The sequence below is a fragment of the Salisaeta longa DSM 21114 genome (assembly GCF_000419585.1).
Classification (GTDB): Bacteria; Bacteroidota; Rhodothermia; order Rhodothermales; family Salinibacteraceae; genus Salisaeta; species Salisaeta longa.
Genome location: NZ_ATTH01000002.1, coordinates 89,249 through 104,684, shown reverse-complemented (window position 1 = coordinate 104,684; position 15,436 = coordinate 89,249). Strand labels below are relative to the sequence as shown.

At 65.5% G+C, this 15,436-nt stretch carries 13 protein-coding genes; 9 read left to right on the top strand and 4 right to left on the bottom strand.

The genetic code is table 11. The features are described from left to right. Positions 1-178 precede the first annotated feature (178 nt). From SALLO_RS0113760 to SALLO_RS18320, 6 genes are all read left to right on the top strand, one after another. Positions 179-544: a DUF2294 domain-containing protein gene (locus tag SALLO_RS0113760; protein ID WP_022836883.1), complete on the top strand. Its 366-nt coding sequence runs from the start codon at positions 179-181 to the stop codon at positions 542-544. Positions 545-817: 273 nt separating this feature from the next. Beyond that, positions 818-2,308 (top strand): NADP-dependent isocitrate dehydrogenase, encoded by a 1,491-nt coding sequence (locus tag SALLO_RS0113755; RefSeq protein WP_022836882.1) that lies wholly within the window; start codon positions 818-820, stop codon positions 2,306-2,308. Between the two features lie 100 nt (positions 2,309-2,408). Beyond that, positions 2,409-3,815 carry a proton-conducting transporter transmembrane domain-containing protein gene (locus SALLO_RS0113750; protein ID WP_022836881.1) on the top strand — a complete coding sequence of 469 codons (1,407 nt, stop codon included), beginning with the start codon at positions 2,409-2,411 and terminating at the stop codon, positions 3,813-3,815. Next, entirely contained in the window at positions 3,805-6,177 is a 2,373-nt protein-coding gene (locus SALLO_RS0113745) for a DUF2309 domain-containing protein (RefSeq protein WP_022836880.1), read from the top strand. The genes SALLO_RS0113750 and SALLO_RS0113745 overlap by 11 nt, the downstream gene beginning before the upstream one ends. Positions 6,178-6,208: 31 nt before the next feature. Further along, a complete protein-coding gene (locus SALLO_RS0113740; RefSeq protein ID WP_022836879.1) occupies positions 6,209-6,544 on the top strand; it encodes a P-II family nitrogen regulator in 336 nt (111 codons plus the stop codon). Between the two features lie 55 nt (positions 6,545-6,599). Further along, positions 6,600-7,388 carry a VOC family protein gene (locus SALLO_RS18320; protein ID WP_022836878.1) on the top strand — a complete coding sequence of 263 codons (789 nt, stop codon included), beginning with the start codon at positions 6,600-6,602 and terminating at the stop codon, positions 7,386-7,388. Positions 7,389-7,495: 107 nt separating this feature from the next. Here SALLO_RS18320 and SALLO_RS0113730 read toward each other — a convergent pair whose 3' ends face one another. After that, the gene (locus tag SALLO_RS0113730) at positions 7,496-8,239 is read right to left on the bottom strand and encodes a hypothetical protein (protein ID WP_022836877.1); all 744 of its coding nucleotides are present in this window, start codon (positions 8,237-8,239) and stop codon (positions 7,496-7,498) included. Between the two features lie 167 nt (positions 8,240-8,406). On the opposite strand from SALLO_RS0113730, the gene SALLO_RS0113725 reads away from it, so the two are divergent. Together SALLO_RS0113725 and SALLO_RS0113720 are read left to right on the top strand one after the other, a co-directional pair. Next, positions 8,407-9,258 (top strand): PhzF family phenazine biosynthesis protein, encoded by an 852-nt coding sequence (locus tag SALLO_RS0113725; protein WP_022836876.1) that lies wholly within the window; start codon positions 8,407-8,409, stop codon positions 9,256-9,258. 12 nt (positions 9,259-9,270) lie between these two features. Next, entirely contained in the window at positions 9,271-10,302 is a 1,032-nt protein-coding gene (locus SALLO_RS0113720; protein ID WP_022836875.1) for a DUF2279 domain-containing protein, read from the top strand. 39 nt (positions 10,303-10,341) lie between these two features. Here the strand turns inward: SALLO_RS0113720 and SALLO_RS0113715 are convergent, their stop codons facing one another. Then, positions 10,342-10,659, bottom strand: a complete 318-nt coding sequence (locus tag SALLO_RS0113715) for a hypothetical protein (protein WP_022836874.1) — start codon at positions 10,657-10,659, stop codon at positions 10,342-10,344. Between the two features lie 62 nt (positions 10,660-10,721). Further along, positions 10,722-10,919, bottom strand: coding sequence for a hypothetical protein (locus tag SALLO_RS0113710; RefSeq protein ID WP_022836873.1), 198 nt, complete (start codon positions 10,917-10,919; stop codon positions 10,722-10,724). A 504-nt stretch (positions 10,920-11,423) separates the two neighbouring features. Here SALLO_RS0113710 and SALLO_RS17995 point away from each other — a divergent pair. After that, entirely contained in the window at positions 11,424-12,440 is a 1,017-nt protein-coding gene (locus tag SALLO_RS17995) for a winged helix-turn-helix domain-containing protein (protein ID WP_084696344.1), read from the top strand. On the opposite strand, the gene SALLO_RS17990 is transcribed toward SALLO_RS17995, so the two are convergent. Beyond that, positions 12,371-15,139, bottom strand: coding sequence for a serine/threonine-protein kinase (locus tag SALLO_RS17990; protein ID WP_022836871.1), 2,769 nt, complete (start codon positions 15,137-15,139; stop codon positions 12,371-12,373). The genes SALLO_RS17995 and SALLO_RS17990 overlap by 70 nt on opposite strands. Between the last annotated feature and the right edge of the window lie 297 nt (positions 15,140-15,436).

Here is a 15,436-nt window from a genome sequence, read left to right as displayed (position 1 = left end):
CATGACATGCGTACGGGCTGCGCGGCCGTGCGCGGCATACGACACGACGTCGTGAGGCGCGCGTTAGGGCATGGTTCACCGGATGTCCACCGCGCGGCGGTTGCATGCGTCGCGGCCATCGGATAGATTTGATGCGCCCCTGTGCGCCTGTCCGTTCCCGTTTGCCTACTCCCCGCCGATGCCCACCAAAGGACAAGTCGAAGCGGCCGTTACCGAGGCCATCACCAAGTTCGAGCGCGACTACCTGGGCCGCGGCCCCAAGGAGGCGCGCACCTTCATCATTGAGGACCTCGTGGTGGTGCGGCTGCAGGGCATCTTGAGTCCGGCCGAACAGCAGCTGAGCCACGAAAACGGCGGCGTCGACCTCATCAAGCAGATGCGCTCGCGCCTCATCGAAAGCTCTAGCGACGCCCTGCGCGCCCTCGTCACCGAGGCCACCGGCACCGAGGTGGTGAGCCTGCACACCGACATCAGCGCACGGACCGGCGAGCGCGTGTTTGTGTTCAGTATGGCAGACGACCTTGCGGCCGCCTTTCGCTCGTAGCTCCGCGCCCGGTGACGCGTGAAAATGCCGTGAGCCTGCCGCTGCGGCTTGCATCCACCGCCCGGCGCTTGTACCATGGCTCCCGATGTGTGGGCGGAAGGCCCCCGGCAAGCCGCGCGCGCATCGCTCCACATATATCTGGCCCAAGCCGCGCACAGGCTCCGCTTCGCGAAGCAGGTGCAACGATTGATAGCCGACATCCGACCTCCGTGTGCAGGGGTTGCGTGTCGGCTTTTTTCGTATGCCTCCTTCACTTAAGCTTCCTTCTTCGATATGCCTACAGCTGCTGATCCATCCACGGCCCCCGCGCCCACCCTCGATACGCCCACTCCCATCGCGGTCGCATATGGCGACGGCATCGGGCCGGAGATTACCGAGGCGGTGCTGCGCATCCTCGACGCGGCCGATGCACCCCTGCAGTACGACGTCGTTCACATCGGCAAGGCGGCGTACGAACGCGGCATCACCTCCGGCATTCCCGAGGACGCGTGGACGACGATCCGCAACAACAAAGTTCTGCTGAAAGGCCCCATCACCACGCCGCAGGGCGGCGGCTACAAGAGCCTGAACGTGACGCTGCGCAAAGCCCTCAGCCTGTTTGCCAACGTGCGCCAGGCGAAGGCCTACGCGCCGTTTGTCGACTCGAACCACCCGGACATGAACGTGGTGGTGATCCGCGAGAACGAGGAGGACCTCTACGCGGGCATCGAGCATCAGCAGACGCGGGAGGTGGCGCAGATCCTGAAGCTCATCACGCGCCCCGGCTCCGAGCGCATCATCCGCTATGCGTTCGAGTATGCGCGGGCCTACGGCCGTGAGAAGGTGACGTGCATGACGAAAGACAACATCATGAAGCACACCGATGGCCTCTTCCACGAGGTCTTTGATGAAGTGGCCGCCGAGTACCCCGACATCGAGAGCGATCAGCTCATCATCGACATCGGGGCGGCGCGGGTGGCGGCGCAGCCCGAGCAGTTCGACGTGATCGTGACGCTCAACCTCTACGGCGACATCCTCTCCGACATTACGGCCCAGATTGCAGGCTCGGTGGGACTCGCCGGCTCGGCCAACATCGGGACGGATGTGGCCATGTTTGAGGCGGTGCACGGCTCGGCGCCCGATATTGCCGGGCGCGGCATTGCCAACCCGTCGGGGCTGCTCGTGGGGGCGACGCAGATGCTGGTGCACCTGGGCGCGGCCGACGTGGCGCAGACCATCAAAAACGCGTGGCTGAAGACGCTCGAAGATGGAATCCACACGGCCGACATCTACCAGGCGGAAACGAGCCACCGCGAGGTGGGCACCGAGGCGTTTACCGACGCCGTCATCGCGCGGCTGGGGGCCGAACCCGATACGCTGAAGCCGGTGCGCTACCGCTCGGGCGGAATCCACGTGGAGCCCGCGCCCACGCCGGCGCAAGAGAAAGTCCTGCGCGGCGTTGATGTGTTCATCGACTGGGACGACGACGGGCGCGATCCGGACGTGATTGGCCACGGGCTGGAGGAGGCCGCCGCGACGGTGAACTGGGGCCTCAAGATGATCACCAATCGCGGCGTGAAGGTGTACCCCGACGGCCTCCCGGAGACGTTCTGGACGGATCACTGGCGCTGCCGCTTTCTCCCGGCCGATGCCGAGGCTATTGACTTTGCCCGCATCCTCGACCTTCTTGGGGCTTTGCACAACGCCGGCTGGGACGTCATTAAGACGGAGCACCTGTACACGTTCGACGGACGCCGCGCCTACTCGCTGGGGCAGGGCGAGTGACCGTTGTACCGTGCCGGCGGGGGCGGGCCTCGGCACAGGGTTTGCCCCTGCCCCACGCCTTGCGCACATTCGATTGTTTTCGCACCAATTGCTCTTCTGTATGCCACGTCTGTTGACACGAATGGTCTGGGCGCTGTTTGCCCTGAGCACGCTCGCCATTCTGGGGTATGCCTTCTACGGCGCGCCGTGGACGTCGCCCTTCGTTCGCTTCGATGGCCTCACCGTCTTTATGGGGGGCGTCGTGACCTTCGTGAGCGGCATTGTGCATAGCTTTGCGCTGCGCTACATGCAAGGACAGCAGCGCATCAATGCGTTCTTCGGACGGCTCTTTGCGCTCACTGCCCTCGCGCTGCTCGTGGCGGCGGCCAACCACGCGGTGCTGCTGTGGGCGGCGTGGACGGGCATGGGCTGGGTGCTAGCGGATCTCATCGGCCACCTGAAGGACTGGCCACAGGCCCAGGCCGCGGCACGCTACACCCGGCGCGCGCTCCTCCTCGGCAGCGCGCTCTTGGCCGCAGCCCTTGCGCTGCTTGCGCTGGGCACCGGGCACGTCGTCGTTTCCGCGGCCTTGGCGGCCGCATCGGATCTCCCCACCGCCTGGCCCCTCGCCATCGGCGGATTGGTCGCGGGCGCTGCGGTGATCCAGTCGGCCCTGGTGCCGGCGCAACGGTGGTTGCTGTCCTCCATGACGGCCCCCACCCCGGTCTCCGCCCTGATGCACGCGGGCATCGTCAATGCAGGCGGTGTGCTGCTCGCGCGCTTCGCTCCGCTGCTCGCGCCCCACGCGTCGCTCCTCACCGTCCTGGTGGTGCTGGGCGGCCTCAGCGCGCTCCTTGGGCAAGCCTGGATGCTCGTCCAAACCGACGTCAAGCGCCAGCTCGCCTGCTCCACCACCGCGCAGATGGGCTTCATGGTGCTGCAGGTGGGCCTGGGCTTTGTGCCCGCTGCGCTGGCCCACCTCATGCTGCACGGCTTCTACAAGGCGTACCTGTTTCTTTCGGTTGGGGAAGCGGTGCAGGGCGGCGCCGCGGCGCCCGCGACCCGCCCAACGCCTCTCGGATGGATCGTTACCGGACTCAGCGCTGTGGGCGGCGCGGTGCTGTTTGCGGCCCTAACGGGCAAGTCGCTGCTTGCGCCCACCACCGGCGCGGTGCTCGCGTGCTTTGTGGCGCTCACGGTATTGCAAGCGGTGCGCACCCTCGCCCAAACGCAGGCGCTCTCGCGGGCCGCGCGGCTGGTGGGGCTGCCCCTGGGCATGGCCGGCGGCGTGGCGCTCTACGCCGCCATCTACAACGGCGTCAGCGCGCTCATCGGCCACGGCCCGCTGCACGCCCAACCGCTGAACGCCGCGCACGGCGTGCTGCTCGCGCTGTTCATTGGCGCCTACGTCGTGCAGCAGAGCGGCCGGCACCGCAACAGCCTCCGCCTCTACGCCCTGCTGCGCAGCACCTCACGCCCCCACCCCGCCACGCTCCTCACCCATCGCCCCGACTATCATGCCCATTGAACGCACCGTTCTGCGCGCGCGCATCGAGAATGCCGCCGCGGCGATCGGTCCGCTCTGGCCGCTGCCCCTCTTCAACTCGTCGAATCCCTTGTCGGGGTTGGAGGATCAGCCCTTTGCGGAGGCGGTCCGTACCGGCCAGCGCCTCTTCGGCGGCCGCGCCTATCCCGCCGCCGACTGCTTCCGCACGGCCTGGGCCGAAGGCGCCATCGAGCCCGACATCCTCACGCAACGCCTGTCCGACGCCGGCTTCGCGGCCACGCCCGAGGCCCTGCTCGATCAGATGGACCGCGCCCCTGCTCCGGCGCCCCCGCCCGACGAGACGCTGAACCAGCTGCTGACGGAGTGGCTTGCGGCCTTTGCCGATCGGGGCCAGGCCACGTGGCCCATGCCGGAGCGCGGCGATGGCTTTTACGCCGCCTGGCGCGCCCTCGCCCCGCACGAGCGCGCCCTGCCCACGGTGCGCGATGCGATGGATCTGCCGGAGACGTCGTGGGATGCCCTCCGCGCCGTGCTGGCGGATCATCCCGAGCCCACCTGGGAGCGCCTGTTCACCCATCACCTGGCCGCCCTGCCGGGCTGGACGGGCCACATCCGCTGGCGGATGCAGGCCGAGGCGCACGACTGGCAGTCTGAGGCCCCGCTCACCCTGATCGACTACCTCGCGGTGCGCCTGACCGCCGCGACGCTTCTGGATCGTCCCATCACTCCGCCCGATGACGCCGCGGCACCCGACGCGTCGGAGCACGCGGCCCTCGCGCAGTGCTGGCTCGCCGCCTGGGAGGAGAGCGCGCGCCGGCGGCTCCTGGATCGCCTCGACCCATCGGCCACCAACGCGCCCGCCGAACGCCCCGACGCGCAGCTCGTCTTCTGCATCGACGTCCGCTCGGAAATCATCCGGCGCCACATTGAGCACACCGGCGCGTACGAGACGCACGGCTACGCTGGCTTCTTTGGCCTGCCCATCGCGCTGCAGACGCACGACGAAGCGCATCCGCACAAGGCGTGCCCGCCCATCGTCGATCCGCGCCACCGCATCGCCGAAGATCCGCGCCCCGAGGCCCACGCGGCCGCCGACCGCTACGCCCGTGCGGACGCCTGGCGCGCCACGGGCACGTCGCTCCTGAAGACCCTCAAGCACGACGTCGCCGCGGCCTTCGGGTTTGTGGAGGGCAGCGGCGGCTTCTTCGGCGGGGCGCTGGCCGGCCGTACGCTCGCTCCACTGGGCCTGGCCGCCTGGCGCGACCGCCTGCGCCGGTGGGTACCCGCGGCCTCCGACGTCGCGGCGCCCGCGGTAGCCCGCGACCCCGACCGCGACAATGGCCTTCCGTACGGCCTTACACACGATGCGCAGGTGCTGTACGCCGAGGCCGCCTTCCGCCTGATGGGCTGGACGGATCGCTTTGCGCCCGTCGTCGTGTTTACCGGCCACGGCGCCCAAACACCGAACAACCCATACAAAGCCAGCCTCGACTGTGGCGCGTGCGCCGGTGCCCCCGGCGGTCCCAACGCCCGCGTGCTCGCCGCCCTCTGCAACACCCCTGCCGTGCGCGACGCCCTCCGCGAACGCGGAATTGCAATTCCTGAGGATACCGTGTTTCTTGCAGCCGAGCACAACACCACCACCGACGCCGTCACGCTGTACGACGACGCCACCGACCGCGTCGCGCCCGAGGCCCTCAACCGGCTGCGCGACGACCTGTCTGCTGCGCAGTCGAAGGCCGCGGCCGAGCGCGCCGCCACGCTGCCCGGCGGCGGTCCTGCAACCGGACGCGACGATGCGCGCCGCCGCGCCCACGACTGGGCCGAGACGCGCCCCGAGTGGGGGCTCGCCGGCAACTACGCCTTCATCATTGGGCCCCGCGCCCTCAGCCAAGATACATCCCTCGACGGGCGCGTCTTCCTGCACTCCTACAACTGGCAGACCGACCCCGACGGCACCGCCCTCGAAACCATCATGACCGGCCCCCTGGTGGTCGGCGAGTGGATCAACATGCAGTACTACTTTTCCACCATCGACAACGCCGCTTACGGCAGCGGATCGAAGATCACCCAGAACGTCACGGGCCGCTTTGGGCTCATCCAGGGCAATGGCGGCGACCTCATGAGCGGCCTGCCGTTGCAATCCCTCTATGCCTCCGATACCATGGCACACCACGCCCCGCTGCGCCTGTGGGCGCTCGTGCATGCGCCGCGTGATCGCGTGGAGGCGATCCTGAACCAGCAGTACGAGTTGAAACGATTGCTTGACCACCGCTGGATGTCGTTGGCGGTGGTAGATCCGTCCGATGCCACGGTGCACGAATACCAGCCGGGCGGCACCTGGCACCCGAGGGCCGCGCCCGCTCCGGCACCTTCCGCATAACCCGCAACCGCCTCAACGCTCCTTCCTGCCCATGCCCCCCGAGCATACGCTCCATCCGCTTAAGAAAATCGAAATCATCGTGCACGGCGAGAAAGAGATGTACGTGCGCAACCTGTTCGACGACGCCGGCGTGAGCGGCTACACCATCCACCGCGACATCGTAGGCCGCGGCGCGCACGGCTTCCACGAAGGACAGCTGCTCTTCAACGACCGCTCCTCGCTGGTCATGTTCTTCGCCGTCGGCCGCGAGGGCACCATCCGCCGCATTGTAAGCGGCCTTACGCCCCTGTTCGAGAAGAGCTCGGGCGTGATGTTCGTCTCCGATACGTCGGTGGTGCGCCTCGACAAGTTTACCGACGGCGACTGAGCGCTGCACGCGGCCGCCTACCACGCAATTTCTCTCCTACGGGCCCCTCCTGCCCATGCCTGCTCCATCGCTTCACGGCGTGCTCGAAACCAGCCTATATGCCGATGCGGTCGACGCGACGGCCGCGTTCTACGAGACGGTGCTGCAGCTCCCCGTGGCGCTCGACGAACGCCCGCGGCTCGTGTCGTTTCGGTGCGGCACGGGCATCGTGCACGTGTTTGACCACGCGGCCGCCGCAGCCGATGGCGCCGTGCCGCCGCACGGAACGACCGGCGCGGGCCACGTGGCCTTTGCCGTTCCAACCCACGCGCTCGACGCGTGGCGCGCCCGCCTGAACCAGCAGGACGTACCCATCGAGCAAGAAAAGACATGGCCCCACGGCGGCCACTCGCTATACCTGCGCGACCCGGCCGGCAACAGCGTCGAGCTGGCCACGCCCACCCTGTGGGGCGCCATGAACCGCGACGCGAGCCTGCAGCAGATTCGTCCGGATGTACCCGTCGACACCCGCGACCAGCAGCCCATGGAGCGGTTTCAGAGCCGCACGCTGCGGCCCCTCTGCAAGCTCCAAAACCCCCTCCTTCTGACGACCGTAAGCCGCTACCTGCAGAAGTACAACACCGGCTTTTCGCAGATGGACCGCGCCGATCAGGAGGCCAAGGTGCGCAACCTGCTCAAGGAAGACCGCCGCCTCAAGCGCTCGCTTGTGGGCCTCGTGGCCGGCCACTTTACCGAAGACGAGTACGCCTTCTACCTGGCGCATCAGCGCGAGGTGCGGCGCCGGCTGGTGGCCCTCTTCACCCAGCGCGTGGTTGATCAGCTCGATGCCCTCTCCGCTACGTGAGGGCACAGCGCCCTTACATGCAACGAGGACGCCGCCGTGCGTGGCTGCGTCCTCGCGTTCTGCTACGTGCCAATATAGAACCTGCGCGGCGTGATTGCGCGGCGCGACTACTCGGCGTACTGCCAGAGCGAGCGGCCCTCTTCGGTCTCTTCCTCGACGGCCGCTTCTTGCACCGGCTCTTCGTCCGACGCCCACGACGGCTGTTCGTCGACGTTGCCTTCCAGCGCATTGGCCTGAAAGAGCCGGATGTTGGCTGACATGAGCCCGTGCTCTTCCTCAATTTCTGCCACCTGCGCCTGCAGCGGCTGCTTGAGCACCGCGGGCATTTCTTCGAGGCGCTTCGGCGTGCCAAACTGGTCGCTCACGTAGATGATGCCCGCGTCGAAGTCCAGGTCGCCGGCGCACAGATCAAGCGCCTCACGGATGGTGAGCGACGTATGAAACAGCACCTTGGTAAGAAGTGTGCTCTGCTCCTTCTCGGAGGCCGCTTTGTCGGCCGCCGTTGGCGCCGCGGCCGGCGCTTGGGCCGTGTCCTCGCGCGCCCACGGCTCATCGGCCACCGGCGTATCGAGAATTTCTTCAAACAGGAAAATTACTGACCGGACTGCCTTCGACCCCGGCGACGTGTCGACTTGCTGCTGGGCTTGCAGGTAGTCGAGAAATCCCGGAACGTGCTCCGGCGACTTCCACGATTTGTCCTTGAGCAAGCAATACCGATAGTAGCACGCGGCCCACGCGCCGTAAATTTTGGCGCGCGCAGCCGGTACGTCATGCGCGATGGCGCGGCGGCGAACCGATTGTACGAAACGTTCGAGGGGGCGCGAGCTTTTGGCCTGTGACGCTGTAGTCATAAACGAATGGTGAGGAAATACACACTTGCCGGGGAGCATGAGGGAGTACGCACTTCGGCGCATCAATCTCCCATCTTTCGGATAATATGAGAGTCACGTTGCAAAATAGCAACATCCGGGCCATCCTTTATCCCCACAACCTTATTCCTCGCTTCACAAGCTGTTCTATGACGTGTTATCATGTGGATGCCTTTGCCGATGCGCCCTTTAGCGGAAATCCGGCGGCCGTTTGCGTGCTTCCGGGCGCGGCGCCCGCGCACTGGATGCAGGCGTTTGCTGCCGAAATGAACCTCTCAGAAACGGCGTTTGTGCATCCGTACACCGATGCAGCGGATGCCACGGCGGCTTTTGCCCTGCGATGGTTCACGCCCACGGACGAGGTGGACCTGTGCGGGCACGCCACGCTCGCGGCGGCAACTGTGCTGTGGCACACCGGCGCGGTGGACCCAAACGTGTCTATTACGTTTCACACCGCGAGCGGCGCATTGCACACGTGGCGCGCCACGGGCTCCGATGGGCCTGCCCTCTGGATGGATTTTCCGCGGGCGTCGGTAGATTCTTCCGCTGAGGATGAAGTTCTTGCCGCTGCGCTGGGCGCTCCGGTCGAGCGCACGCTGCGCACCCCGTTCGACGTGATGGCCGTCATGCCCGATGCCGACGCGGTTCGCACGCTCACCCCCGACCTTGCGGCGCTCAAGGCCATCGACGCGCGCGGCGTCATCGCAACGGCGCCGGCTGCCCCCAACCGCCGCTACGACGTCATCTCGCGGTTTTTTGCGCCCCGCGTGGGCGTACCGGAAGATCCGGTTACGGGATCGGCGCACTGCGCGCTGGCCACCTACTGGGGCAACCGGTTGGGCCGCGACGCCCTGGTCGGGTATCAGGCGTCGGCGCGCGGCGGCATGGTGCACATGGAGCGCCACGGCGCGCGCGTTCACCTGGGAGGCACAAGTTGTGTGGTGTTTCGTTTGTCGCCTGTCGACCCGTCGGTTGAACCGCCGCTCGTTTCCTCGTCCTAACCTTTGGTGCCCATGCTGCGCATTGCGTGCCTCACCGTTCTTCTGATGGGCCTGCTTTCTGATGCGGGCCTCGCGCAAGAATCACCACGCCTCGTCGAAGATCGTGCGCCGCAAGGCGTAGCGGAAGATCGTGCGCCGGCCCGCTTGTCTCCGCCCGCCGTCCTCGGCACATCGCCTCATGTTGCCCCGGTGCCTGCCAATCGCCAGGCGCTCATGCGCGACTCCCTGACCTACCGCCCGCGGCGTTTTTGGTGGGGCGTGGGCGGCGCGGCGGCGCTCGATGTGGTGGGCATGACAGCGTTGTACCAGTTCTGGTACCGGGGCACCGATCGTACCGCGTGGCACTGGTACGACCGCGCCGGTGGGACGCGGTGGTACGACGACTGGTTCACCTACGTGCAGCAAGACAAACTGGGCCACCTGTACGGGTCATGGGTACTCACGCGGGCGGCGGCCGCGTATGGCCGGTGGAGCGGCCTCTCGCGCCCCCGCTCGGCGGTGCTCGGCATCACGGCGAGCACGCTCTTTCAGGCGCAAATCGAGTTTTTCGATGGCTTCTCGGATGCCTACGGCGCCTCGCGCACCGACCTCCTGGCCAACCTCGCGGGCAGCGTGCTGGGCGGGGCGCAGTATGCCTACCCCGAAGCCCTCGACTGGTTTACGCTCAAGTACTCCTATCATCCCTCGCCCTACTACGTCCCAAGCAAGCTCCTGGGCAATGGCATCCAAGACTACCAGGGGATCACGTTCTGGCTGTCGCTGCGCCCCGAGCGTATGCTTCCACCCCGTGCAAAACCGTTGTGGCCCGACTGGCTTGCGGTGGCGGTGGGACACAGCGGCACGGGCCTGGCCCATCCCGTCTCCGGCCTCAATGGCGGCGTCCACCAGCGGCAGCTCTTCATTGGCCCCGATGTCGTCATCGGCGAGCTGATCACCCTGCCGCGCCCCGTGCGCTTTCTGCAGCCGGTGCTCTCCTTCATCCGCCTCCCCCTGCCCACCTTTCAGATAGCCCCGGACGCCCGCATGCGCTGGTTCTACTTCTGATGCGGCAGCTGCGCGGCTGGCAAGATGGTGCGCGGCGCGTTAGGCCGCGTCGTCGGACCGACCCGCCACATCGTATATGGACGGCGGCGCCTGGCGCCAGAGCCGTATGGTGAGGATCGCCGTTCCGGTCTCTTTCTCCACATCGGTCATCCCCATACGCGCAATGCGCCATCCGTCGGCGAGGCGTTCGGTGAGCGGTGAGAGGTCTTGCTCCTCGTTGGACGCTGCGCCTTTCACCGCACTTCTTACCGTGACATCGTAGTACGCAACGTCACGCGCATCCTCCGGCGGCTCAAGGATGGCGTCGTCGGAAAAATCGGGGGCGCTAAAAAGTGCTTCAAGCGGAGAATTACTCATGTGCGGGTGAGATGGACAGGCAGGGTGGGCATGGGAAGGCATTGACCGTATGCGGCGACGCATCACGAGAGGGTACGATAGCAGGCGGGAGGCAGGCGATCTTCGAATGTGTTGTGAACGGCGTCCTCAATCGCTTCAATGACCGTAGGATCGTAGCACCACGTAACCGACTTCAACTCGTGAACTGTGGTGATGCCATGCGGCGCGAGCGCCTCGGTGGCCGCTCGCATCACGGTCAGCTCGGCCGAGCGGCGCATCATCGGTGATTGGGTGCGTTGCCGAATCCAATGCCATAGGGAAGGGATGTGAAGCGCGACATCTGCGTCGGGGTCGTCTAGCATGCACCTTGTCATGTGCGCGGTGGAGTGAGCAATACAGGCGGGCTGTACTTTCCGCCGCACGATAGTGGCGTATTACAAAACAAGCTAGGGCACGCGCCACACACAATAATACAAAGAATCTCATTTTTATATCAAAGCATTGTCCGTCTTGAGCTTTTACGTTTATTAAAATAAAATATGACAGTATGTTTTTATGATCTTTTCTTTGTGGTATTTTATTTGCTGTGTGGGACGACACATCTTATATATCAAAGATGGCATAGTGTCGGCTGCACACCGGCGGCCGCGTTCTAAACGGCCGTAGGAAGCGGAGCGACCTACGCTTCGGTCGTTTCCCCACCCCTTAAGTCTTCCGTCTACAGCGGTGCCTCGAAACGACACTCCCTTGCCATTTCATCTAGCACCAGCGAATCCTTCCCCCCTATGAACCTCGTTGATCCCACGACTTCTTTAACCATTTGTCTCGTCTCTAAGACAGACGCCGTCGCGTCTGCTGTGCGCGTCGCCCTTCTGCCGCCGCACACCCTCCATGTTTTTCCCCTCGCTGACCTCCTCGACGCCGAGACGCACGCCTTTACGCCTGCCGGCCAAGACGTCCTTTCATGCGCCGAGACGGCCGACGCCGTACTTTTGGAGTGGTCCTCGCACCAGGGCCCTCCGGTAAGCATGCTAACCCACGCCATCCATCAAAAGATGGCCGAGCACCGCACATTTGTCCCGTTAATTGGCCTGTGCACCGGCAGCACAAACGACATGCTGACCGCGTGGGAAGCCGGTGTGGACGACGTACTGCAGTTTCCCCTGCATGCTGCCGTACTCAAGGCCCGCATTGGGGCCTACCGGCGCATGGTAGATCGCGGGCAGCGCCAGCAAATGCGCGTACTGGAGCACATTGTGGATGGCGGAGATGAGACCTTCGAGCATTTAGCTTCTGCTGAGCTCCAGGATGCCGTGCACGAGGCCCTTCAGGGTGACGCGCCGGACGATGTCTCTACGGACGATGCGCCCCCTCCTGCTTCTACCCAGGCCCTTGAGACAGCCGTTGAACGCGTGGCCCGCGAGCTTGTGGAGGAAGTGAGCCGCGTGATGCACCGCCTGCTAGATACCGAGCGGGCCGCCCTCAACGCCCAGCATGAGCAGTTGACCGTGGGCCCGCTTACGCTCGACTACGGAACGTATCGGCTGTACGTGGAAGACGAATCCATTGAGCTGACGCCGAAGGAGTTCGACCTGCTGGCCTACCTGATGCAGCAGAACGGCGCGGTGTGCACGCGCCACGAGATTTTGACCGATGTGTGGGAGATGGACTTCGACACGGGCACGAGCATGGTCGACTCATACATCTACTTCCTGCGCCAGAAGCTTGAGCCCTACGGCTTGCGATCGGTCATTGAGACGGTGCGCGGCCGCGGGTATCGACTTGCAACGGACGACGCGTAGGTAACGGCGGCCTGGCGCTGCTGCCACGTTTGGGCCTGGGCCGATTGCCCGGCCGCTCGATAGGTTGTGGAAAGCACGCGGGCGGCGACCTCGGCCCCCCGACGCTCGCGCCCTTCCGCGGTCGCTAGCAGACGGTCGTAGCCGTCTTTCAGCTGCTGCAGCCCGGCGGCCCGGCGGCCGCGGGCCACCGCAACGGCACCCTGGTACACCGTAATCACATGCCGAAACGGGTGTCCTTGGGTGCGCTGTTGCGCGTAGATGCGCGCCGCTTGTTGCAGCGCGCGCGCCGCGGTGGAGTCGTTGCCCGCGAGGTGTTCGCACCAGCCGAGCGCGGCCCACGTGCGCCCCGTGCGGGGATGATCGGGGCCTAGCAGGCGCGTGCGCAGGTCAAGCGTCTGCTGCAGGGTCTTGCGGGCCGCGGCGTAGTTCCCTTGCGCCCGCAGGATGAGTCCGTAGGTGTGCAACACGTCGGCCTGTCCGGGATGCGACTCGCTGTACACGGCAGATTGCAACACCTGTGCACGCTCGCTGAGGCGCCGTGCCTCGGCATAGTTGCCCGCGTAGTAGAGCGCTTCGGCCAAATTGTGATACGAGATGGCGGTGCGCGGGTCTTCCGTGCCGTAAATGGCACGCCGCATGGCCAGCGCCTTTTGTAGATGCACCCGAGCGGTGTCGAGCATGAGGGCGTCTTTGGCAATGAGGCCCACATTGGTATGCCCCGTCGCAATGTACGGATGCGGCGCTTGCCGCAAGTCCTGTACGATACGGAGCATGGTGCGCGCATGCGGCAGCGCCTCGGCGTAGCGTCCCATGTTTTGGAGCATGACCGCCAGGTTATTTGCCCCAGCCGCCACCTCAACGCTTTCTTCGCCATAAAGCTTACGCGCAAGAGCTAAGCTCTGGGCGCGGTACGTCGCAGCCTCCTCCATGCGGTACAGCTTGCTCATGGCGATGCCCAGCCGGTTGTACGTCTCCGACAGCAACTCTTGCGGGGGGGAGGTTTGCTGCTTGAGCAGGGTGAGGGCACGCTGCAAAGGGCCGAGGCTCTTGGCGTAGCGCCCTTGTTGCCAATACAAGCCGCCCAGGTCGCTCAGGGCCTGGGCGCGTTCTGCGGGCGCTTCGTCGGTTGTGGTGCGGAGGGCCACGGCCTTGGTGAGGAGCGACTCGGCCGTGGCGTATTCGCCCAACGAGGCGTACACGTTGCCCATCACGTTGGTCATCTCTGCGTACACGCCCGGTTGGTCCTTGAGCGCGCCGATGCGGGTGCGGCCGCGGGCGAGCAGCTCGCGGGCGGTAACTTGCAAGCCGCGGCTTTCGGCGGGATCGCTGGCGTCGAACAGTCGCACGAGGAAGTCGGAGACGGCCTGCGCCTCGGCGGCGTTCTGCTGGGCCTGGTCGCGTTGTTGCTCGGCCACGCGCGCCTGCCACAACGAAGTGCCCAGTCCGCCTAGCAGAAACACCAGCGCCAGGCTAGCGGCCACAACGGTCGCCGTGTTGCGCTGCGCAAAGGTACGGGTGCGGTACCACCACGTCGCGGGCCGCGCCTCAATGGGACGATGCGCTAGCACGCGCTCCACGTCGCGGGCGAGCTGCTCGGCCGAGGCATACCGCTGCTCCGGTTCCTTGCGAAGCGCCTTTTGGCAGATGACGTTGAGATCGCCACGCAGCATGCGCCGCAGGCTGGCCGGATCGGTCTGGCGCTCCAGGGCCCGAACTTCCGCATCGCTCGCGGAGGTGCTCACCGCGTCGGCCAGCGCCACCGGGCGCGCCTCCAGGATGTGCTGTTCGATGACGTGTGGCGTGGCATCGTTGGGCCAGTCGTACGGCAGCGCGCCCGTCAGCAGTTCGTAGAGCAGCACGCCCAGCGCGTACACATCGGTGGCGGTGGTGATTTGCTCGCCGGCAATTTGCTCGGGGGCGGCGTACTTGGGCGTCATCAGGCGGCCGCCGGTGCGGGTCAGTCCGTCCTCCTCGGGGTACAAGGGCTTCGCGATGCCAAAATCGAGCAGCTTTACCGTACCCTTTGGGTGCGACGTATCGCCTTTATCCGTAATGAGGATGTTTCCGGGCTTTAGATCGCGGTGCACCACCAAGTTGCGGTGCGCGTAGGCCACCGCCTCGCATACCCTCTCAAACAGCCGCAACCGCTCGCGCACCGACAGCTGATAGGCATTGGCGTAGGTGGTGAGCGGCACGCCGTCCACGTACTCCATCACCAAAAACGGCACGTCCGCGTCGGTGATTCCAGCATCGAGCACGCGGGCGATGTTGGGATGCGTGAGCTTGGCATGGATGCGCCGCTCGGCCAAAAACCGCTCGCGCAGCTTCTCGGAGGTGCGTTCGGGGCGTATCATCTTGAGCGCCACGCGGGTGCCCACGTCGGTGCGGCGCGCCAGATACACCCGGCCCATGCCGCCCTTCCCCAGCGGCTTGATGACGTCGTACGGATCGGGAAGCTGCGGCCCCTGCTGTTCCTGTTCGTCTGACCATGGCGCGTCGGACCAGTTGGGGGGCTCGTCGAGGAACGCCGGGGCGTCGCCGTCGGTCTCCAGCAGCGCCATCACGTCGTTGTAGAGGGCCTCGTCTTCGGCACAGGTCGATTGCAGGAATGCGTCGCGGGCCTCCGGATCTTGTGAAACCGCTTCCTGAAACACCTGCTGGACGCGGTTCCAGTAATCGGCGGAGCGATTGGATGACATGCGTCTCCTCCACAACTAACCATTAGGGGCCAACGATTTCGTCAAACGAGCGCGCCCGTGAGGTCCGCGCCACATGCACACCGCGCAACGCCACACGCCAAGGCGGTGTCCTGAGCGACGTGCATGGCAAAGCGGCATGCACCGAAGGCTCTCCGCACCCTGCGCAACGGATTACGCAAAGACATGCCTTTGTCATCCACTACGACGGGGATAAAGCATGTATTCTGTATAACACTTATGAAGGGGCGTGTTCTCTTTTGTGCCGCCTTTAAACCTGTTTTATTTTGAATCAGAATC

Excerpts from the sequence above, each read along its gene's own strand:
- SALLO_RS0113740 (WP_022836879.1), top strand. The coding sequence starts at position 6,209 with ATGCCCCCCGAGCATACGCTCCATCCGCTTAAGAAAATCGAAATCATC.
- SALLO_RS0113715 (WP_022836874.1), bottom strand. The coding sequence starts at position 10,659 with ATGAGTAATTCTCCGCTTGAAGCACTTTTTAGCGCCCCCGATTTTTCC.
- SALLO_RS0113755 (WP_022836882.1), top strand. The coding sequence starts at position 818 with ATGCCTACAGCTGCTGATCCATCCACGGCCCCCGCGCCCACCCTCGAT.
- SALLO_RS17995 (WP_084696344.1), top strand. The coding sequence starts at position 11,424 with ATGAACCTCGTTGATCCCACGACTTCTTTAACCATTTGTCTCGTCTCT.
- SALLO_RS0113710 (WP_022836873.1), bottom strand. The coding sequence starts at position 10,919 with ATGATGCGCCGCTCGGCCGAGCTGACCGTGATGCGAGCGGCCACCGAG.
- SALLO_RS0113725 (WP_022836876.1), top strand. The coding sequence starts at position 8,407 with ATGACGTGTTATCATGTGGATGCCTTTGCCGATGCGCCCTTTAGCGGA.
- SALLO_RS0113730 (WP_022836877.1), bottom strand. The coding sequence starts at position 8,239 with ATGACTACAGCGTCACAGGCCAAAAGCTCGCGCCCCCTCGAACGTTTC.
- SALLO_RS0113750 (WP_022836881.1), top strand. The coding sequence starts at position 2,409 with ATGCCACGTCTGTTGACACGAATGGTCTGGGCGCTGTTTGCCCTGAGC.
- SALLO_RS0113760 (WP_022836883.1), top strand. The coding sequence starts at position 179 with ATGCCCACCAAAGGACAAGTCGAAGCGGCCGTTACCGAGGCCATCACC.
- SALLO_RS0113720 (WP_022836875.1), top strand. The coding sequence starts at position 9,271 with ATGCTGCGCATTGCGTGCCTCACCGTTCTTCTGATGGGCCTGCTTTCT.
- SALLO_RS17990 (WP_022836871.1), bottom strand. The coding sequence starts at position 15,139 with ATGTCATCCAATCGCTCCGCCGATTACTGGAACCGCGTCCAGCAGGTG.
- SALLO_RS18320 (WP_022836878.1), top strand. The coding sequence starts at position 6,600 with ATGCCTGCTCCATCGCTTCACGGCGTGCTCGAAACCAGCCTATATGCC.
- SALLO_RS0113745 (WP_022836880.1), top strand. The coding sequence starts at position 3,805 with ATGCCCATTGAACGCACCGTTCTGCGCGCGCGCATCGAGAATGCCGCC.